20 protein-coding genes are annotated in these 19,663 nt (G+C 41.6%); 16 read left to right on the forward strand and 4 right to left on the reverse strand.

The genetic code is table 11. From position 1 onward, the window contains the following. Positions 1-332: 332 nt before the first annotated feature. Positions 333-677 carry a hypothetical protein gene (locus tag LJE12_RS10945; protein WP_226852791.1) on the forward strand — a complete coding sequence of 115 codons (345 nt, stop codon included), beginning with the start codon at positions 333-335 and terminating at the stop codon, positions 675-677. A gap of 92 nt (positions 678-769) precedes the next feature. Here the strand turns inward: LJE12_RS10945 and LJE12_RS10950 are convergent, their stop codons facing one another. Then, positions 770-1,315, reverse strand: coding sequence for an NADH peroxidase (locus LJE12_RS10950; RefSeq protein ID WP_008705373.1), 546 nt, complete (start codon positions 1,313-1,315; stop codon positions 770-772). 259 nt (positions 1,316-1,574) lie between these two features. After that, the gene (locus LJE12_RS10955; protein ID WP_008705371.1) at positions 1,575-1,988 is read right to left on the reverse strand and encodes a Fur family transcriptional regulator; all 414 of its coding nucleotides are present in this window, start codon (positions 1,986-1,988) and stop codon (positions 1,575-1,577) included. A gap of 409 nt (positions 1,989-2,397) precedes the next feature. Here LJE12_RS10955 and LJE12_RS10960 point away from each other — a divergent pair, with 409 nt between their 5' ends. From LJE12_RS10960 to LJE12_RS10990, 7 genes are all read left to right on the forward strand, one after another. Then, entirely contained in the window at positions 2,398-2,787 is a 390-nt protein-coding gene (locus LJE12_RS10960) for a nucleotidyltransferase domain-containing protein (RefSeq protein ID WP_118330464.1), read from the forward strand. Further along, positions 2,765-3,145 carry a HEPN domain-containing protein gene (locus tag LJE12_RS10965; RefSeq protein ID WP_118330465.1) on the forward strand — a complete coding sequence of 127 codons (381 nt, stop codon included), beginning with the start codon at positions 2,765-2,767 and terminating at the stop codon, positions 3,143-3,145. Before LJE12_RS10960 ends, LJE12_RS10965 begins: the two co-directional genes overlap by 23 nt. A gap of 504 nt (positions 3,146-3,649) precedes the next feature. After that, the gene (metG, locus tag LJE12_RS10970; RefSeq protein ID WP_081017142.1) at positions 3,650-5,632 is read left to right on the forward strand and encodes a methionine--tRNA ligase; all 1,983 of its coding nucleotides are present in this window, start codon (positions 3,650-3,652) and stop codon (positions 5,630-5,632) included. Between the two features lie 262 nt (positions 5,633-5,894). Continuing rightward, a complete protein-coding gene (gene moaC, locus LJE12_RS10975; RefSeq protein WP_118614352.1) occupies positions 5,895-6,371 on the forward strand; it encodes a cyclic pyranopterin monophosphate synthase MoaC in 477 nt (158 codons plus the stop codon). A gap of 126 nt (positions 6,372-6,497) precedes the next feature. Continuing rightward, positions 6,498-6,986 carry a MogA/MoaB family molybdenum cofactor biosynthesis protein gene (locus LJE12_RS10980; protein WP_022379966.1) on the forward strand — a complete coding sequence of 163 codons (489 nt, stop codon included), beginning with the start codon at positions 6,498-6,500 and terminating at the stop codon, positions 6,984-6,986. A gap of 116 nt (positions 6,987-7,102) precedes the next feature. Then, positions 7,103-7,531, forward strand: a complete 429-nt coding sequence (locus LJE12_RS10985) for an MOSC domain-containing protein (RefSeq protein ID WP_055151846.1) — start codon at positions 7,103-7,105, stop codon at positions 7,529-7,531. A 140-nt stretch (positions 7,532-7,671) separates the two neighbouring features. Continuing rightward, complete coding sequence (locus tag LJE12_RS10990; RefSeq protein WP_055151843.1) at positions 7,672-8,451, forward strand: TatD family hydrolase; 780 nt, start codon at positions 7,672-7,674, stop codon at positions 8,449-8,451. On the opposite strand, the gene LJE12_RS10995 is transcribed toward LJE12_RS10990, so the two are convergent. Next, positions 8,445-9,983 (reverse strand): CapA family protein, encoded by a 1,539-nt coding sequence (locus LJE12_RS10995; protein WP_118593216.1) that lies wholly within the window; start codon positions 9,981-9,983, stop codon positions 8,445-8,447. The two genes, LJE12_RS10990 and LJE12_RS10995, sit on opposite strands and share 7 nt — an antisense overlap. A 343-nt stretch (positions 9,984-10,326) precedes the next feature. Between LJE12_RS10995 and LJE12_RS11000 the strand changes: the two genes are divergently transcribed. The 3 genes from LJE12_RS11000 to LJE12_RS11010 are packed head-to-tail and all read left to right on the forward strand — an operon-like array spanning position 10,327 to position 12,936. Then, positions 10,327-10,764 carry a MarR family winged helix-turn-helix transcriptional regulator gene (locus LJE12_RS11000; protein ID WP_022380519.1) on the forward strand — a complete coding sequence of 146 codons (438 nt, stop codon included), beginning with the start codon at positions 10,327-10,329 and terminating at the stop codon, positions 10,762-10,764. Between the two features lie 11 nt (positions 10,765-10,775). Then, positions 10,776-11,882, forward strand: a complete 1,107-nt coding sequence (locus tag LJE12_RS11005; protein WP_055057767.1) for a phosphoribosyltransferase domain-containing protein — start codon at positions 10,776-10,778, stop codon at positions 11,880-11,882. A gap of 1 nt (position 11,883) precedes the next feature. After that, complete coding sequence (locus LJE12_RS11010; RefSeq protein WP_008705360.1) at positions 11,884-12,936, forward strand: cysteine protease StiP family protein; 1,053 nt, start codon at positions 11,884-11,886, stop codon at positions 12,934-12,936. A gap of 12 nt (positions 12,937-12,948) precedes the next feature. Here LJE12_RS11010 and LJE12_RS11015 read toward each other — a convergent pair whose 3' ends face one another. After that, positions 12,949-13,911, reverse strand: a complete 963-nt coding sequence (locus tag LJE12_RS11015) for an HpcH/HpaI aldolase/citrate lyase family protein (protein WP_227226969.1) — start codon at positions 13,909-13,911, stop codon at positions 12,949-12,951. 321 nt (positions 13,912-14,232) lie between these two features. On the opposite strand from LJE12_RS11015, the gene LJE12_RS11020 reads away from it, so the two are divergent. From LJE12_RS11020 to LJE12_RS11040, 5 genes are all read left to right on the forward strand, one after another. Continuing rightward, the gene (locus tag LJE12_RS11020; protein WP_227226968.1) at positions 14,233-16,506 is read left to right on the forward strand and encodes a YceG family protein; all 2,274 of its coding nucleotides are present in this window, start codon (positions 14,233-14,235) and stop codon (positions 16,504-16,506) included. A 6-nt stretch (positions 16,507-16,512) separates the two neighbouring features. Further along, the gene (locus tag LJE12_RS11025; RefSeq protein WP_020993224.1) at positions 16,513-17,667 is read left to right on the forward strand and encodes a toxic anion resistance protein; all 1,155 of its coding nucleotides are present in this window, start codon (positions 16,513-16,515) and stop codon (positions 17,665-17,667) included. A 29-nt stretch (positions 17,668-17,696) separates the two neighbouring features. Then, positions 17,697-18,278: a TerD family protein gene (locus LJE12_RS11030; protein WP_008705354.1), complete on the forward strand. Its 582-nt coding sequence runs from the start codon at positions 17,697-17,699 to the stop codon at positions 18,276-18,278. A gap of 97 nt (positions 18,279-18,375) precedes the next feature. Next, positions 18,376-18,957, forward strand: a complete 582-nt coding sequence (locus LJE12_RS11035) for a TerD family protein (RefSeq protein ID WP_227226967.1) — start codon at positions 18,376-18,378, stop codon at positions 18,955-18,957. A gap of 27 nt (positions 18,958-18,984) precedes the next feature. After that, complete coding sequence (locus tag LJE12_RS11040; RefSeq protein ID WP_177968098.1) at positions 18,985-19,593, forward strand: TerD family protein; 609 nt, start codon at positions 18,985-18,987, stop codon at positions 19,591-19,593. Positions 19,594-19,663: the final 70 nt, after the last annotated feature.

The following is a 19,663-nucleotide window of genomic DNA, read 5'->3' on the forward strand; positions in this document are numbered from 1 at the left end:
ACGATACAAAAATTTATTATTTTTTATTGTCCTCTTGACGGGGAGCATACCACATCTTGTGGGGAGCATTTTCGTTACTGTTCACTGGTAATATCCCGCGAGGTGTTTTTTGTGAGCAAAGATCACAGAAAACCCGAGACATACCGCGCGAATTTATGCGATCAGCATAAATTCTGTGCATCGCGAAGCGTGTTACTGTGAACGGAGTGAACAGTAACGCATTTTCCAAATACACTCTAATGTTTATAGATTTTTATAGACATATTTTTATGTATGTGATATAATCAATCACATACAAAAGAACGATACGGGCTACAGAGGAGGTGAAAGTGGTGACAGACAGACAAATACTGGAAGCTGTTTTGACAGAGGTCAGAGGATTTGGGACGCGAATGGATAAATTCGAAAGTCGAATGGATAAATTCGAAAGCCAGATGAACCGAATGGAAGAAAGTCAGAAGCGTTTTGAAGAAGAGACCAGAAATAACTTTGCAGATATCAAACTGCATTTGGAGAACATAACGGATAGGAATATTTCTATCCTTGCAGAGAATCATCTGAATCTTATCAATAAGATGGATGTGTCGGCTACCTGGATGAACAGGATTATGATTAATGAAGTTAAGATGAATGCTCTGACAGATCAGGTTGCCAGACTTCAGGCGAAATCCAGTTAAGCTTCCAATGATGAAAATACGAACGGATAAAAAGGGAGAACCTCAATGGTTCTCCCTTTAAAAGGTTTATTTTATGCGATTTTCCGATAGAATTATTCTCCGAAATATCTCTTAAGAAGACCAGCGAATGCTTTTCCATGTCTTGCTTCATCTCTTGCCATTTCATGAACTGTATCATGGATAGCGTCAAGGTTAGCAGCTTTTGCACGTTTAGCAAGGTCTGTTTTACCAGCTGTAGCACCGTTCTCGGCTTCTACACGCATCTGAAGGTTTTTCTTTGTGCTGTCTGTTACAACTTCACCTAATAATTCAGCGAATTTAGCAGCATGTTCTGCTTCTTCATAAGCTGCTTTTTCATAGTATAAACCGATTTCCGGATATCCTTCTCTGTGAGCAACTCTTGCCATTGCAAGATACATACCAACTTCAGAGCATTCACCCTGGAAGTTTGCTCTTAAATCAGCCATGATGTCTTCGCTGGATCCCTGAGCAACACCTACAACGTGTTCAGCAGCCCATGACATTTCGCCATCCTGCTTTACGAATTTATCAGCCGGTGCCTTACATACAGGACAGGCTTCCGGAGCTTTCTCACCTTCATAAACATAACCACATACACTACATACCCATTTTGTCATAATTAAAATCTCCTTTTCTTTTTAATGAATTTATTAGGGATGCCAGAAAATAAATTGATTATCTCAGCATCGTTTAGTTCTTACTGCTTTCCGTCTGTGCGGCAGAAAAAGTAATTTTTTAATAATAGTAATTATTACTATTTTCTGTGACTTTAGATTACCATACTTGATTGAAAAAGTCAAGTTTAATTTTAGCTTTTTTGCAACTTTTTATCATTAGTTGTTATTCCCAATTTGGCCACTAATGATGTAAGCAAAACTACTTTGAACTATCAGAGTTGCCTTCTGTCTCTTTCAGGCAGTCCTCACACAGGCCGAAGAATCTGGCACTGTAATCAGTAATCTTTCCTTTGAAGTTCTCACCTGCAAGATCCATAATGTGGTGAATTCCCTCGCTCTCAAGGTCGATGATCCGCTCACATCTGATACACATGAAGTGGCAGTGCCTCTCGGTCCGCCCGTCAAAGTGATCCGCTCCGGCGAAAGAGGAAAGCTTCTTAATCTCTCCCAGATCAGCCAGCAGAGATAAGTTGCGATATACCGTACCGAGGCTGATATTCGGATAGATGAGCTTCATATTCTCATATACCACATCGGCAGTAGGATGATCTGTTCTGGTTCTTAGAAACTCTTTGATCGATTCCCTCTGACGGCTGTATTTCAGTGTCGCCATGGTATTCCTCCCTTCCCTGTTTACTCGCAAATGATTTATCATAACTGTTCAGGATAGTTGCAGTTATAATCTGTTCAATAACGATAATCATTACTGATATTGATACTATACAATATTGGATTGAAATTGTCAAGATATAAAATTATTATTTTATAGAATTGTTATAGTTTGGTTACTGTTTACACAACACTGTCCCGCGAGGTGTTTTGGCATGAATATGCCAAAATCCCGAGACATACAAGCCAAAATTCCATTGCCGCAGGCAATCTGGAATGAATTTTGGCTACGTTACTGTGAACGGAGTGAACAGTAACATAGTTTGGAAAATCTATTTTACAACTCTTGTACACAAAACAAATACAGGATATAATATTACAAATAAAATACTTTCAAAAAAGGGGGAGCCTATATGACTAAGACAAGAACAGTTCCACTTTTTTACAAAAGAAAAACAGCAGATCAAAAAAAAGAATGGAGAGTATGTATTCAAGATCCATTTGAAAATTGTGAAAAGATATATCCTATACAACAGAAAAAAGTAAAACAAATGATAAATAATATAAAAGAAGACTCTAATGTGGAAAAAATAGTTGTATTTGGATCAAGTGTACAGGATACATGTCACATGGGAAGTGATGTGGATTTTTACATTGTACTGAAACAGGATCAGAAAATTACTTTTAAAGAAACACTGTCATTTATGTATGATATATGGACAAACTATACGGTGGATTCCCGTATGTATGAAGAAATAACAAAGAAAGGAGTTACCGTATATGAGCGAGACATTGCTGGATAAATCGATAAGCAATTATAATGTTGCTGTTATGATTCGTAATCAAATGGGGAGTGACGAAGCATATTTAAATTACATTGGTTATCATTTACAGCAAGCAGTAGAACTGAATCTGAAATATCAGTTAGAGATGTCAGGAATTGAATACCCTAAAACACATGATATAGATCAGTTACTGCGAATAGGAAAAGAGAATGGTGCAGACCTTTTGGTGACAGAATATATAGAAGACCATAGTGAAATGTTTTCCCTGTGGGAGGCAAGAACTCGTTATGTATTAAATTACCATCTGGAAGAACGGAAAATTGATGTAGCACTAAAAGGAGTAAAGGAACTTCTTGATAAGACATCAGATCTATAAAAGCGACAACTTCAATGTGGGTTTACAAATCCACCAAAATGTGCTATATTTTCCCTATAACAGGAGATAACTATTTCCTATAGCTAACAGCGTTCCACGATCATAGAGCGGAGTGCTGTCATGAAATAACACAAACTCATTGAAGAAGAGAGTAGATCCGCAGACCGTATTACAGAGAAATCCCCATGGATCACATATCACAGATTCAAAGGCTGAGAGGGATATGCAAGGAGCAGGTTGAAGATGGCTTCCGAGAGGCACTGCTGAGAGCCAACAGCTTTAGGCAGCGACAGGCACGCCTGTTACAGCGTAGAGGTATCACAACGTACCTCCTAAGGTTTCCCCGCGTGAGCCCGGAAACGAACAGAAGTGGTAACACGGGTAATACTCGTCTTCTCAGATAATCTGAGGAGACGTTTTTTATGTTATAGGAAATTACTCTGTAATGTTCCTATAACATAAAAAAGCCCTCCGGGCAGGATCACACTGCGACGGAGCGTCCACATTCAAAAAAGGAGACAACAAACCATGGAAAAACAGAAATACTACATCACCACCGCCATCGCCTACACATCCGGCAAACCCCATATCGGCAACACCTACGAAGTCGTCCTTGCCGATGCCATCGCCCGCTACAAACGTCAGCAGGGCTATGACGTATTCTTTCAGACAGGAACCGATGAACATGGTCAGAAAATCGAATTAAAAGCCGAAGAAGCCGGAATCACCCCAAAAGAATTCGTAGACAACGTATCCGGTGAGATCAAAAGAATCTGGGATCTGATGAACACATCCTACGACAAATTCATCCGTACCACAGATGAAGACCACGAAAAACAGGTCAAAAAAATCTTCAAAAAAATGTACGCAAAAGGCGACATCTACAAAGGACACTACGAAGGAATGTATTGTACACCATGTGAATCTTTCTTTACAGAATCCCAGCTTGTAGACGGCAAATGTCCGGACTGCGGCCGCCCATGTGTACCTGCAAAAGAAGAAGCATACTTCTTCAAAATGAGCAAATATGCTGACAAACTTATCGACTACATCAATACACATCCGGATTTCATCCAGCCGGAATCCCGTAAAAATGAGATGATGAACAACTTCCTTCTCCCGGGACTTCAGGATCTCTGTGTATCCAGAACTTCCTTCAAATGGGGAATTCCGGTAGACTTTGATCCGAAACACGTAGTATATGTATGGCTTGATGCCCTTACAAACTATATTACAGGAATCGGCTACGACTGCGATGGCGAAAGCACAGAACAGTTTAACAAACTCTGGCCTGCAGACCTGCATCTGATCGGTAAAGACATCATCCGTTTCCATACAATTTACTGGCCGATTTTCCTGATGTCACTGGATCTGCCGCTTCCGAAACAGGTATTCGGACATCCATGGCTTCTTCAGGGTGATGGTAAGATGAGTAAATCCAAAGGAAATGTAATCTATGCAGATGAACTGGTAGACTTCTTCGGTGTAGATGCAGTCCGCTACTTCGTACTTCATGAAATGCCATTCGAGAATGATGGTGTGATCACATGGGAACTGATGGTAGAGCGTCTCAATTCTGAACTCGCTAACACCCTTGGAAACCTTGTAAACCGTACCATTTCCATGTCAAACAAATATTTCGGCGGTGTGGTAGAAAACAAAGGCGTTACAGAACCTGTAGATGATGATCTGAAGAACTTCATTCTCTCCGTACCTGCCAAAGTAAACGAAAAAATGGATAAACTCCGCGTGGCAGATGCAATGACGGAAGTATTCACAATCTTCAAACGCTGCAACAAATACATCGACGAAACAATGCCATGGGCTCTTGCTAAGGATGAAGAGAAAAAAGACCGTCTTGCAACAGTTCTCTACAATCTGGTTGAGGGAATCTGCATTGGTGCGGTTCTGCTGAAATCCTTTATGCCGGAAACAACAGAGAGAATCCTTGCCCAGTTAAATGCACAGGACAGAGAACTGGAAGACCTTAAGACCTTTGGCCTCTATCCGTCAGGAAATAAAGTAACTGAAAAACCGGAAATCCTTTTCGCCCGCCTTGACCTGAAAGAGGTACTTGCAAAGGTGGCAGAGCTTCATCCGCCGAAAGCAGAAGAACCTGCAAAAGAAGAAAAAGAAGACGTAATTGATATCGAAGCAAAACCTGAGATCACATTTGAAGATTTCGGCAAGCTTCAGTTCCAGGTTGGTAAGATCATCAAATGTGAAGAAGTAAAGAAATCAAAGAAACTGCTCTGCTCACAGGTACAGATCGGAAGCCAGGTGCGCCAGATCGTATCCGGAATCAAAGCACACTACAGTGCAGAAGAAATGGTAGGTAAGAGGGTTATGGTAGTCACAAACCTGAAACCAGCCAAACTTGCCGGTGTACTCAGTGAAGGAATGATCCTCTGCGCAGAAGATGCAGACGGAAACCTTTCCCTGATGGTACCGGAAAAGGAAATGCCTGCAGGTGCAGAAATCTGCTGATCTTTGTATTACTGAGAACAAAGCGAACGGTAGCGAAAATGTGTGAAAACTTACGAATATTATCTTGACAAATACACTCTCAAAAGCTATATTAATATTTAGATAAAGGGGAGTGACTGACTCATGAGTATTCATGGTGTCGTCAATTTCGGTGGGTAAAGACTCCAACCGTATCGTGATGAACAGGCGAGGCTTTTATTGTATGTTCCCGTACAATAAGAGCCTCGCTTTTTGTAAAAACTTAAACAGGGGGATTTTGATCATGTCACAGGGTTTTAATCATTTTGATGAGAATGGAAACGCAGTTATGGTAGACGTTTCCGGGAAAAATGTCACTTGCAGAACAGCAGTTGCCACAGGTGAGATTCATGTAGGAGAAGCAATCATGGAGGCTGTGAAAGAGGGGTCTGTGAAAAAGGGAGATGTGCTTGGAGTAGCACGTGTAGCGGGGATTATGGGAGTGAAAAGGACTTCTGAGTTGATTCCCATGTGCCATCCGCTTCCGATCCAGAAATGTTCCGTAGACTATGAACTGGATGAGACAAACGGAATTATCCGCGCTTTCTGTACAGTGAAAACAGAAGGCAAGACCGGTGTGGAAATGGAGGCACTGACAGGGGTTCAGGTGACGCTTCTGACGATTTATGATATGTGTAAGGCAATTGACAAGCATATGGTAATGTCCAATATTCATCTGGTTGAAAAGACGGGCGGTAAGAGTGGAGATTTTTATTTTTGATATCCACGAATTGCTCTGCGATTTGCAAAATATTTGTTGGGTAAAATGAAAGAAATGTGTATAATGGAAATACAGAATGGCAGATAACGAAAAAAATTATCTGCCCGACAGGGAGGTTTTTATAAAATGAAAAGAGTAGCGATTATTACATCCAGTGATACGGGATATCGCGGAGAACGTGAGGATTTAAGCGGACCTGCGATCCGAGAGATTGTTGAGAAGAATGGATATGAGGTTGTGTCTGAAGATGTTCTGCCGGATGACAGAAAGATGTTGTCAGAGAGAATGGCGGAAATTGCAGACAGCGGCACAGCGGAACTGATCCTGACAACAGGCGGAACCGGTTTTTCACCCAGAGATATTACACCGGAGGCAACGGAGGATATTATTGACAGACGTGTACCGGGGATTCCGGAGGCAATGCGTGCGTACAGTATGACTATCACGAAACGCGCCATGCTCAGCCGTTCTACGGCAGGTATCCGAAAAAAAACACTGATCATCAATCTTCCGGGAAGTCCGAAAGCTGTAAAAGAGAGCCTGGAGTATATTATTGATGCGCTTGGACATGGCATTGAGATCATGACAGGGGAAGCAGGGAACTGCGCAAGATAACTGATGGCGATAACAGGGATAAGAAAGCAGAGAATATAAGCTGACGGCAATAAACGGAAGAGCAGGTACGAAAACAGTATCTGAAACTAAAACAGGAAGGTGAAAGGGATAATCTTATGGGAAAAGTAATTGCGGTTTGTACAAGTGAAAGAAAGGGAATAGAGAAGACAAGTGTTCCGGAGATTAAAGTAATTGAGGACTGGGGAATCGAGGGTGATGCCCATGCCGGCAAATGGCACCGTCAGGTAAGTCTGCTCTCTTTTGACAAGATTGAAGATTTTCGCGCCAGAGGTGCAGAGGTAGAAGACGGGGCATTCGGAGAGAACCTGGTGGTTCAGGGAATCGACTTTGCCACACTTCCGATCGGTACGAAATTCCAGTGCAATGATGTAGTCCTGGAGCTGACACAGATTGGAAAAGAATGCCACAGCGGATGTGCGATCTTTAAGAAAATGGGAGAGTGCATTATGCCGAAACAGGGAGTTTTTACGAAGGTTATTCATGGCGGTGTGATCCATCCGGGGGATGAACTGGTAATTTTATAACAGATTTTTTAATCGGACTATAGCAATTCCATAAATTACTGCAAACAATCCAGTCCATCATAGCGTGAAGTCCTGCTGAACTGTCTTGATTGCATTATTTTATGGAATTGCTATAAGATTACATGAGGAGATAGGAAAAAATGATTATTGATACACATGCGCACTATGATGACGAGGCCTTTGACACAGACAGGGAAGCGCTTCTTATGTCTATGTACGATGGAGGGATTGAGAAGATTGTGAATGTCTGTGCATCTGTAGGCGGTTTTCAGGATACTGTGAAGCTGATGGAGAAATATCCTTTTGTATATGGAGCAGTGGGAATCCATCCGGATGATGCAGATAAGATGACACAGGAGACTCTGGATGAGATTCGCAGATTATCCCATATGGACAAGATGGTGGCAATCGGTGAGATCGGGCTGGACTATTACTGGCATAAGGAAGAAGAGGAACATCAGATCCAGCAGAAGATGTTTCGCGCTCAGCTTGATATTGCGAGAGAAGAGAAGCTTCCGTTTATGATCCACAGCAGAGAAGCTGCCGAGGATACTCTGAATATTGTCAGAGAATATATGCAGGGTGGTATGTATGGCGGTATCATTCATTGTTTTTCATACAGCAGGGAGATTGCAGCAGAATATCTGAAAATGGGACTGTATCTGGGAATCGGCGGAGTTGTCACTTTTAAGAATGCAAAGAAACTGAAAGAGACGGTTCAGTATGCACCCCTGTCTCAGCTTGTCCTGGAAACAGACTGTCCCTATATGTCTCCGGAGCCAAACAGAGGTAAGAGAAATTCGTCATTAAATCTGCCTTATGTAGCACAGGCAATCGCAGAACTGAAGGGAATTACAGCAGAGGAGGTTATTGATGTGACCAGACAGAATGCAGAGAAACTGCTGGGAATTCATCAATAACCACTGTCATATTCGTTTGAAGAATCATCTGAATTTTCATCCGAACTTTCATCTGAACTTTCATCCGAACTTTCATCTGAACTTTCGTCCGAACTTTCATCCGAACTTTCATCTGAACTTTCATCTGAAGAGCTGTCAGAAACGTCGGAAGAGTCTTCGGTTCCGTCTGATGTGTCTGCCTGATATTCCCAGGAGTGGATGGATTCTGTATCTTCCACTACATTTCCGGTAGTTTTGTCAATCATGTTGCCCTCCCAGTCAAACTTGACGTTCAGCAGGTTTGTATTTGTGGAAGGCTTCACATTCATGGACATGATTTCCTTAAATTTGGCTTTCAGGTTATCGAGAGTAAACTCATCACCGATCACATTTCTTACACTGTGGGAAGAAGCAAGTTCTTCTGTATAATCATCCAGCATATATGGTCCGTATTCTCCGTTATCGTGATTATAATGCATGACCATAGGTTTCACTTCCGGAGAAAGGATCTGGATGGTTGATTTGCCGTTCAGAGTTGATTTCTGTATGGTAAAACTTGCCATTCCTTCCAGAAGTTCCGGGAGTTCCTGCTGGGTGGAAACGAAGTTTCCGAGGGAGTAGAATATGGTGGTATTGTGTCCCTGGTCATCAGAAAGCTGTCCGTAAGGCTGAAGCACATGCGGATGACCGCCAATGATCACATCAACACCCTGCTGCATCAGAAAAGCGGCCCATTGTTTCTCGTATTCATTTGGCATGGTTTCATCTTCTGTTCCCCAGTGAGCCACAAAGATGATGCAGTCGCTGATTTCTTTGGCTTTCTGGATCATTGTGGTGATCTTATCCTTATCAAAGATATCGATCATGTACTCATATCCTTCGCCTGCACCGGAATTATTGGTGCCGTATGTATAGTCAAGAAAAGCAATCTTAATACCATTCACTTCTTTTACTTTGACAGTGTCTGCATCTTCCTGGGTGGCGTGGATGCCAAGTACAGGAATATCCGGATAATTGGTGCTCCAGAAATCCAGAGTACTTTTCAGATAGTCATATCCATAATCATCGGCGTGATTTGTGGCAGATTCCACTACATCAAACCCTGCTTTGATAATGGCATCTCCCACTTCCTGGGGAGTGGCAAAAGAAGGATAAGTGCTGACAGCATCGTGGCTTGGAGCAAAAACCGTTTCCTGGTCGATCATGGCTACGTCTGCAGCTTGGATCTGGTCCAGAACATGAGTGTAGATATGGTCATAATTCCATATGCCGGAGTCATTTTCGCCGGATTCATACAGCTTGCTGTGATAAAGATTATCTCCAACAGCAATTACACTTGCAGTGGAGATGACAGGTGTTTCAGCTTTGATCTTATCCTGCTGTTCCTTGAGAGCCGCTGCTTCTGCTGCTTCTTTCTGCGGTTTACGGATCAGGGTGTAATCCATCTGATGCATCACCAGAACGAGCAGAACCAGAACAATAACAGAACACAGAAGACTGATCCGGGAGTTGATTCTCTCCCGTAAATTAAGTGGCATATTATTTTTTTTCATAGAAAATTCCCTTTAACTAAAATAGTTCTTAACAGTGAGAGTGCTGAACAGTTACAGCAATCTGCAGCCTGTATTGCTGTCCTCAGTACCGTATCCCAAATTCATTGCAGACTGCATACGGAAATGAGACAGGAGCGTATGAACTGTAATCTATCTGTTCATTATAACAAATTTCATGGTTCAAAGAAAGAATTAAGAGAGAAATTCTTTGAAAACCTGCCAGAAATGCTTTGTGAGACAAAGTATTTTAGTGTATAATAGGTAGCAATATAACCATGAATGTACAAACATGCTACAGCAATGCTATATGGAATTGCTTAAGCAAAAAGAGGGAGGTAACCGGATGAACCATTATGAGGCAATTAATGATGTACTGGTCAATTTATTTAATGAGATTCTGGACCTGGAAGAACGGGCATTGATTACGGGAGAATATAAGAATATTTCCGTCAATGATATGCACATTATTAATGCAGTAGGTATCCGGGAACAGAAGAATATGTCAACAGTAGCCAGAGAACTGAATGTGACTGTGGGTACATTGACGATCGCTGTGAATAATCTTGTAAAGAAGGGATATATCCAGCGTATGAGAAGTCAGGAGGACCGAAGGGTTGTGCTGATCTCCCTGACAGAACAGGGGAAGAAAGCTTATTACCATCATAAAGATTTCCATGAGAAGATGGTACTGGCTGTACTTAAAGGCCTGAATGTGGAGGAGACAGAGGCATTGACGAAAGCTCTGACCAAGTTGCAGGCATTTTTCAGATCATATCAGTAGAAGGAGTAAAGATGGAATATACTGAGAAGGATTTAGTAAAGATCGCAAAAAGGGAAAATAATACGAAGAGAAACTATCTGGTAGTGGATCCGCTTCAGGGAAAGCATATTCCGGTAGTGCCATCAAAGGCACTGGATTTATTTGCTGCTCTGGCAGATACTTTCAGGGAGAAATACAAAGATGAAAAACTTTTGCTGGTGGGCTTTGCGGAGACAGCAACTGCCATAGGTGCTCAGGCAGCGATTACTGTGGGGGCAGATTATATTCAGACCACCAGAGAAGTTATTCCCGGCGTGAATTATCTGTTTTTTTCCGAGGAACACAGCCATGCCACAGAGCAGAAGCTGGTAAAAGATGATATTGACAGAGCAGCGGCGGAGACGGATCGGATCATATTTATCGAGGATGAAGTAACTACCGGAAAAACAATTCGGAATATCATCAGTATTCTTGACAGGGAATATGACGGAAAATTTAAATATTCAGTAGCATCTCTGTTAAACGGAATGAGCGAGGAGAATCTGGAACGTTATAAGAGACAGGGGATTTCTCTGTATTATCTGGTAAAAACGGATCACAGTACTTACGGAGACAGAGCAGAAACATTTAAGGGAGACGGATTTTATTATAAATGTCCGGATAAGGCCGCAGAGTATACAACGATTTATGTTAAAAACCGGATGGATGCCCGCAGACTGATTGATTCCGGGAAATATGAAGAAGCATGTGAGAATCTGTGGAGAGAAATCCGGGAGAAAACCGGAAATATGGCTGATAATATATCTGGCAAAAGAATACTGGTGATCGGCACTGAGGAGTTTATGTTCCCTGCACTTTATATCGGAAGAAAGATGGAAAAAGAGGGAGCCGAAGTAAGGTGCCATTCGACTACAAGAAGTCCCATTGCTGTGAGTCTGGAAAAAGAGTATCCCCTTCACAGCAGATATGAACTGAAAAGTTTATATGATCCGGACAGGAGAACGTTTATTTACGATATAGGAAAATATGACAAGGTATTGATTGTCACAGATTCCCCGGAAATAAAGGAGAGTCAGGAAACGCTGATAAATGCTGTCCGGATGCAGAACAAGGATATTACAGTTGTAAGGTGGTGCTGATTTGAGAAGTTCCTATTCAGAAGAAGATGTGATTTTATTATTGAAGGATATTACCGGGCTGGTAGAACCTCAGCCTGCCAAAGTGCGGGAGAAACTGATTCAGTCCGGAAAACATTACAGCGAGATGCTGCCTGTTGAATATGTTCCTACAGATCAGTATATGCAGGTATATCATAATGCGCTGAAACATTATGCGAAGCCGGTTGCCAATGCAGTAGGAATGCTGGCAGATAAGATCATAGAGAATAAGGGAAAGAAAATTGTCCTGGTATCCCTTGCCAGAGCGGGAATCCCAATTGGTATCCTTGTGAAGCGATACATCAAATTCAAATATGGTATAAATGTGCCGCATTATTCCATTTCAATTATCAGAGGAAGAGGGATTGACGATAATGCCATGAAGTATCTGCTTGAAAAGTACAGACCGCAGCAGATTTTATTTGTGGACGGATGGATTGGCAAGGGTGCGATCCTGAATGAATTGAAGAAAGATATCTCTGCATATGAAGGGGTTTCTGCTGACATAGCGGTAGTGGCAGATCCGGCAAATGTTACGGAGCTTTGCGGAACACATGAAGATATCCTGATCCCAAGTTCCTGCCTGAACAGTACAGTATCCGGCCTTATCAGCCGTACTTTTCTGAGAGATGACATAATAGGCAGAGATGATTTCCATGGGGCAGTCTATTACGGAGAACTGACAGATTCTGATCTGTCATATGACTTTATTGAAACCATTGAAAAGGAATTTAATATGGAGAATACACCTGATCTGGAAAAAAGAGTGGAAAGTCAGGGTATTGATGAGGTAATAAATATAGGAAAGAATTTCGGTATTGACGATATTAATCTGATCAAACCGGGGATCGGAGAGACAACAAGAGTATTACTGAGGAGAATTCCCTGGAAGGTGCTGATCGATGAGCGATATAAGGGAAATCCTCAGTTGGAGCATATTGTCAGACTTGCCGAAGAGAAACATACACCTGTAGAATACTATCCACTTACACATTATAAATGCTGTGGAATCATTAAGAAGCTTGCGGATGCGTGAGAAGGGTAATACTTATTCTGTTATTCCGAAAACTTCTGAAAGATAAACTGTTTTCTTAGCCCAGTTCAGATGGGTTTTATATTCATTCATTCTTTCTCTGGTTTTGCTTCCTGCAACAAGGGAAGCAGAATCAGCATTCCAGTTTAAAATCGCCCGTGCGTCAAGGTAGTCATTTCGTGAAACCTGATAAGCTCTGTTTACTACAGGGATCTGTGAAGGGTGGATAACGGTTTTTCCGATGAAACCGCAAAGTCTGTCCTCCCGGATTTCCTGAATCATTCCTTCTTTCCAGCTGTCACCGGCATAATATTCCCATACAGGACCGGAAATCACATAATCCATACCATATACAGTGATAATATCTGAGAAAATATCTGAAACAGGTCTGATGCTGTGAATAGATTCATTGGCATGTCTGCGAAACCCAAACATATGGCACAGATCATTTCCGCCAACACGTATATTCAATATAAGATCTTCAATTCTGGCTAAAGAATCCCTTAACAAGTAGAGAATATCAATTCTGTTTCGCAAATCTATAATGGAAGGACTTTCGTAAATAGGCATCATGTAAAGCTTTTTTGCGACAAGTTCATTGACGAGAATCATCTGCTCAATATAACTTTGTGCGTTATCCGGGCTGAATTTAGGGACGATGAAACCGGTAACAATCTTAATGGATTGCCCAAGAGCTTTTGTTAATCTCTGAATCTGCTGTGGATTCCGAACCCGGATAAATATTTGGGGCAGATAGAATGGCTTTTGTTCATGCTGTATGAATATCTGGCTGAGAGAAGAAATCAGTATCTGCTCGGCTTCTTCAACATGATCGTCGTTTATGGTATCTTCAAGACAGAGAGCAAGAGAAAATCTGTTCCCGAATCTTTCATTTATCAGAGAATCAGTGATGGATATTCTGTTGGCAGGACAATAGAGTAATGGACCTACACTGTAATATAAAACATTATTTTTCATAACACTCCTTCTGACATATCTACAAAAATTCCCGTAAATAGGGTACCTTATAGAAATTCAATAAAATACTGCAGGTAATCCGGCCCATCACAGTGTGAAGGACCGAGTCAGCAGCTACATCATAGCACATTTCAGGGGAATAAGCCATAGAAAGAACAGGGGAATTTTCTTGAAATATAAATAGCAATATGATACAATTTTGAGGTAGAATTTATACGAAAATTTGGAGAAAATTATGGTTCCGCATTATTTTATGAAATTACTGTAGAACTTATCATGAACAGAAATAAGATAAGCAGATATTGAAGGTGAGATACTTATATGTTGGAACACAAAAAAATTCAAAACCTCAGTGATTATTTTGTCGAACTGAACAGCAGGCGGGAGAAAGGTGTTTATTTCTACCGTATCAACGGATATTCTGAAGAAGTCGGCGAATTTATAAAGAAATATTATGATACAGCAAGAAGAACCGGAGTGGTTATCGAAGGGAAGATACCTAATCCCGATGAGGGGAATCTTGCATATTATAATGAAATAATGGGAATGGATTTTCAGATGAGTATGGATTTTATCCATGTCAGTCTGAGAAAATGGCTGCCAAGGATGAATGAGTTTCAGAGACAGAATGTGGCAGCCTCCATTTATGACTCTCTGGATTCCCTGCGAAAAGCCGGGAAAACCGAGAATATGATCAGGAACGCATATATCAAGTTCATGTGCTGGCTGTATTATAAATTTGAACGCATTGTAAATCAGCTTGGAGAGAACCATATCCCTAAAATATTATATGAAGGGCAGATAAGCAATTATGAGTTAATGCTCATATCGATTCTTTCCAATGTAGGCTGTGATGTAGTGCTGCTTCAGTATGCAGGGGATCAGGGATATCTGAAAACAGATCCGGGTTCCGTTCTTTCAGACAGTTTGCAGATGGAAGGTTTGCAGCCATTTCCGCAGGGATATTGTGTGAAAAAGGTCAGAGATGAGATTCAGAATGAACTCAACAATGAGAGACTGTATGGAATCAGACCTTCGCTTACAAATTGTACAAATGCATGGCTAAAGGGAAACGGCCTGGATGATATCCGCGAGAGCATTCTGTTAAGGGGAAATGACAGCCGTTTTTTTTATAACTGTTTCTGCAGGATTAACGGGGCAGAAGATAAGCTTACTTATGCAAATGAGTTATTCAGATTGCAGCAGGAACTGAGAAATTCAAAGAGAAATACGGTGGTCGTAAGTAAAGAGATTCCAAGACCAACGCCGCAGGAAATTTCAGAGATAAAGAGGTCAAACTATACATCCGGAGATCAGATGCTCCTGGGACTTGCGTGTAATATACAGTATGGAGCCAATCCGGAGCTTCAGCGGATCCTGCATAAAACATTTGTGGATGTTATGCTGGCTGAATCTCAGAAGGAAGGGGAAAATCTTAACAGACTGACAAACAGGGCAGTGTATCTGCTGTGCTGGATGAGAAGATATCTGCCGAAGCTGTTCATAAACTGGAAATCACCGGAGATTGGATGCTTTATTTATCTGGGGGGCTGCCGGAATGAAAACGAAGCTCTGTTTATGAGTTTCCTTGGGCGGCTGCCACTGGATGTGCTGATCTTATGTCCTGATCTGAACATTAAGTGCTGTCTGGAAGATAAACTTCTGTATGAGGTCAACTATCCGGAGAGTCTGGCAATCACAGAATATCCGGAAGAGAGTTCTCAGGTAAAGATTGGAACAGCCGCTTATCATGCGGAAAGAGAACTTGATACTCTGATGTATCAGGACAGTGGGATATACAGAAATCAGCAGTATGTGAAGGCGAATGTTATCAATCTGCAGACCATGTATGAAGAGATAAAACTACTGTGGGATCAGGAATTGAAATACAGACCTAATTTCAGCACAGTTAACGGTGTGGTAAATATTCCGGTTATTTTTTCAAAAATCTCAGGAGTGAAGGATGGAAGTGTTTCTCAGTACTGGGAATCCATAGCAGCACTGATCACAGAGGATACCGTTGTTGTGAAAAGTGCTCCGTACATTGAACCAACTACCTCCGGTCCAATGAAAGCCTTTGCCGTAGAATTTTATAAAAACGGAAAGCTTCTGCGGAATAAAATAAAGAATCATCCCAGATATCCTTATCATCTTCTTCGGGAGGAAATGCAGGAATTTATACTTGACAAGCTGCAGCTTCTGATCGAGCGGAAACTGATAAAGGGTATTGGGGAAAATGGTACAGAATATACAGTGATCGCGCAGATTCTGGATCTGCCGAAGGAGATTCTGCGTCTGATCCAGAAATTTGATTTTACAAAAAAGAATCCGAAACTGATATATATTAATACAGGGGAGACGATGATTTCACTTCAGGATTCGATTCTTGTAACATTCCTGAACCTGGCAGGATTTGACATTCTGTTTTTTGTCCCTACAGGCTATCAGAGTGTGGAGAACTACTTTGCAGAAAAACTGATGGAAGAGCACCAGATCGGGGAATATAAATACGATATGCAGGTTCCGGATCTGAATAACATTTCGACAAACAGTACCCGCCCCTCATGGCGGAGAAAACTTTTCAGGAGAGGTTAGTAGATTATGGGACTTGATTTCGGTAAATCATCTATGGGAAATCCTGCTCAGGCCGGTAATGGTCTTCAGGAGAAAAATGAGATTGAAGTTGTGGAGAAATATGATATTGTCGCTGACAGGCAGCAGATGAATGCTGAGCTGGTCAATTCAAAAGAAGTGGACGATATTGTCAGCACGATTGAAGTTTACAATATGGATACCATTGTATCTTTTGGTGCGAAAGCAGCAGAGGAGATTTCCAAGGCATCTGATGTGGTCCTCAACAGCATGAATATGTCGCAGCTTAATGAGACAAGCGAGATGCTTAAATCGCTGGCAAAGATTATGGATCAGTTTGACATTAATGAAATTAAGGATAATCCGGGACTTTTTGGAAAGCTTTTCGGAAATTTCAGAAAACAGCTGGATAAGATACTGGCCAAGTATCACACAATGGGCGAAGAAGTTGATAAGATTTATGTTCAGCTTAAAGGATATGAGTCTGAAATCAAACAGTCCAACAAAAAGCTGGATACCATGTTTAAGACCAATGTGGATTATTATCATGAACTGGTGAAATATATCCTTGCAGGAGAACAGGCATGTAAAGAGATTGAAGCCTACATTGCCCAGAGACAGCAGGATATGGAGAATACGGGAGATCAGTCTATTCAGTTTGAACTTACCAGTCTGAATCAGGCACTGATGATGCTGGAACAGAGGACACAGGATCTGAGAACAGCAGAGAATGTGGCAATGCAGTCCATTCCCATGATCAAGACTATGGAGTTCAGCAATTACAATCTGGTGAGAAAGATCAATTCTGCGTTTATCGTTACGCTTCCTGTATTTAAGCAGGCACTTGCGCAGGCAATTCTTCTGAAAAGGCAGAAGATACAGGCAGAATCTATTGCAGAACTGGATAAGAAAACAAATGAGATGCTTCTTAAGAATGCCCAGAATACAGTAGATGTATCGAAGATGACAGCTAAAATGGCATCCGGAAGTTCCATTCAGATTGAGACTCTTGAGAAGACATGGGCAACCATTACAAATGGAATCGAAGAGACAAGAAGGATCCAGGAAGATGCCAGAAAGAAACGCCAGGAGGATCAGGTTCGTCTGGAGGCAATCAAACAGGATTTTAACAAACAATACAATGTGCCACCGGTAAGAAAATAAAAACACAGAAAAAAGGGAGGATGAATGATATGCCTATTAATTTATCAAAAGGACAGAAGGTAGATTTAACAAAGAAGAATCCGGGACTTAAGAAGATCATGGTAGGACTTGGATGGGATGTAAACGCTTTTGATTCAGGTTCGGATTTTGACCTGGATGCAGCAGCATTTATGCTTGGTGCCAACGGAAAATGCCCTACAGAGAAAGAATTCATTTTCTATGGCAATCTGAAGCATGTCAGTGAATCAGTCATCCACATGGGAGATAACCTTACCGGTGAGGGTGAAGGTGATGATGAGCAGATCATGATCGATCTGTCAAAGGTTCCGGCGAATATTGAGAGAATTGCGTTTACAGTTACCATTTATGATGCAGAAGCAAGACGTCAGAACTTTGGACAGGTTTCAAACTCTTACATCCGTCTGGTAGATGAATCCAATGAGGTGGAACTGATCCATTATGATCTTGGGGAGGACTTCTCCATTGAAACAGCAGTAGTTGTAGGAGAACTTTACAGACATAACGGAGAGTGGAAGTTTAATGCCATCGGAAGCGGATTCCAAGGTGGACTTGCAGCACTCTGCGGTCATTATGGTATTGAAGTAGCGTAATGTAAGAGACAGTCGGCTGTTTGGTAAAAATACTAAACAGTTATCAGGTATGGAGCTGTATAGCGAAGCGGATAAGACAATATGGGAGGAAAAATATATGCCAGTTAGTTTAAAAAAAGGACAGAAGGTCAGTCTTACAAAAGGTAACCCGGGACTTAAGAATGTAGTTGTAGGTATCGGATGGGATATCAATGCTTTTGACACAGGCGGAGATTTCGATCTGGATGCAGCAGCGTTCTGTCTGACAGATTCCGGAAGGGTTTCTGATTCGAACGATTTTGTATTCTATGGAAATCTTGTACATCCGTCCGGAGCAGTCCAGCATATGGGAGACAACCTTACAGGTGCCGGAGACGGAGATGATGAGCAGATTAAGATCGATCTGTCAAAGATTCCTGCCAATATCACAAAGATTGCATTTACAGTTACCATCTATGATGCAGAGGCAAGACGCCAGAATTTCGGACAGGTTTCTAATGCCTTTGTGAGAATCTTCAATGAAGTGACAGGAGAAGAAATCCTCAGATATGATCTTGGAGAAGATTTCTCTATTGAAACAGCAGTTGTATTTGGTGAACTGTACAAGAATGGTGACGAATGGAAATTTAATGCCATTGGAAGCGTTTATCAGGGTGGTCTGGCTGCTTTGTGCAACAGTTATGGTGTAGACGTAGAATAGTGCCAGAGGGCAACAGGAGGGACGAAAATGTCAGTAAGCTTACAGAAAGGACAGAAGGTAAATCTGTCAAAGGAGCATGCAGGATTAGCAAAGGTGATCGTGGGACTTGGCTGGGATGAGGCAAAGCCATCCGGCGGTGGTGGATTATTTAGTGCATTGTTTGGATCTTCATCACATCAGGCAATCGACTGCGACGCTTCTGCAATCATGTTGAAAAATGGTAAATTTACAGATAAAACAGACCTGGTATATTTCGGCAACCTGAAACATAAATCCGGGACAGTCAATCATATGGGAGACAATCTTACAGGAGCAGGCGAGGGAGATGATGAGCAGATCGTTATTGATCTGTCAAGAGTTCCGGCTGAATATGATAAGATTGTCATTGTTGTCAATATCTATCAGGCAGTAAAGAGAAAACAGCATTTTGGAATGATCCAGAATGCATTTATCCGTCTGGTTGATGCCAGAAACAATAAAGAAATGTGCAAATATAATTTAACTGAGAATTATTCAGGTATGACTGCGATGATTTTTGGGGAAATATACAGGTATAACGGTGAATGGAAATTCAACGCCGTAGGAAATGGCACAACAGATCCCGGACTTGGGGAACTCTGCCAGAGATTTGTGTGAAAATAAAAAGAGGAGCTGTTATGGTTCCTCTTTTTATATAAAATCCGGTAACTGTCTGTCCATGATTGAA

The organism is Blautia sp. DFI.6.71, from assembly GCF_020593585.1.
Taxonomy (GTDB): domain Bacteria; phylum Bacillota; class Clostridia; order Lachnospirales; family Lachnospiraceae; genus Blautia_A; species Blautia_A wexlerae.

What these genes read in the sequence shown, in the direction of transcription:
- LJE12_RS10980 (WP_022379966.1), top strand. Translation starts at nt 6,498, where the DNA reads ATGAAAAGAGTAGCGATTATTACATCCAGTGATACGGGATATCGCGGA.
- LJE12_RS11040 (WP_177968098.1), top strand. Translation starts at nt 18,985, where the DNA reads ATGTCAGTAAGCTTACAGAAAGGACAGAAGGTAAATCTGTCAAAGGAG.
- LJE12_RS11030 (WP_008705354.1), top strand. Translation starts at nt 17,697, where the DNA reads ATGCCTATTAATTTATCAAAAGGACAGAAGGTAGATTTAACAAAGAAG.
- LJE12_RS11015 (WP_227226969.1), bottom strand. Translation starts at nt 13,911, where the DNA reads ATGAAAAATAATGTTTTATATTACAGTGTAGGTCCATTACTCTATTGT.
- LJE12_RS10950 (WP_008705373.1), bottom strand. Translation starts at nt 1,315, where the DNA reads ATGACAAAATGGGTATGTAGTGTATGTGGTTATGTTTATGAAGGTGAG.
- LJE12_RS11000 (WP_022380519.1), top strand. Translation starts at nt 10,327, where the DNA reads ATGAACCATTATGAGGCAATTAATGATGTACTGGTCAATTTATTTAAT.
- LJE12_RS11005 (WP_055057767.1), top strand. Translation starts at nt 10,776, where the DNA reads ATGGAATATACTGAGAAGGATTTAGTAAAGATCGCAAAAAGGGAAAAT.
- LJE12_RS11025 (WP_020993224.1), top strand. Translation starts at nt 16,513, where the DNA reads ATGGGACTTGATTTCGGTAAATCATCTATGGGAAATCCTGCTCAGGCC.
- LJE12_RS10985 (WP_055151846.1), top strand. Translation starts at nt 7,103, where the DNA reads ATGGGAAAAGTAATTGCGGTTTGTACAAGTGAAAGAAAGGGAATAGAG.
- LJE12_RS11035 (WP_227226967.1), top strand. Translation starts at nt 18,376, where the DNA reads ATGCCAGTTAGTTTAAAAAAAGGACAGAAGGTCAGTCTTACAAAAGGT.
- LJE12_RS11020 (WP_227226968.1), top strand. Translation starts at nt 14,233, where the DNA reads ATGTTGGAACACAAAAAAATTCAAAACCTCAGTGATTATTTTGTCGAA.
- LJE12_RS10965 (WP_118330465.1), top strand. Translation starts at nt 2,765, where the DNA reads ATGAGCGAGACATTGCTGGATAAATCGATAAGCAATTATAATGTTGCT.
- moaC (WP_118614352.1), top strand. Translation starts at nt 5,895, where the DNA reads ATGTCACAGGGTTTTAATCATTTTGATGAGAATGGAAACGCAGTTATG.
- LJE12_RS10995 (WP_118593216.1), bottom strand. Translation starts at nt 9,983, where the DNA reads ATGAAAAAAAATAATATGCCACTTAATTTACGGGAGAGAATCAACTCC.
- LJE12_RS10955 (WP_008705371.1), bottom strand. Translation starts at nt 1,988, where the DNA reads ATGGCGACACTGAAATACAGCCGTCAGAGGGAATCGATCAAAGAGTTT.
- LJE12_RS10960 (WP_118330464.1), top strand. Translation starts at nt 2,398, where the DNA reads ATGACTAAGACAAGAACAGTTCCACTTTTTTACAAAAGAAAAACAGCA.
- LJE12_RS10990 (WP_055151843.1), top strand. Translation starts at nt 7,672, where the DNA reads ATGATTATTGATACACATGCGCACTATGATGACGAGGCCTTTGACACA.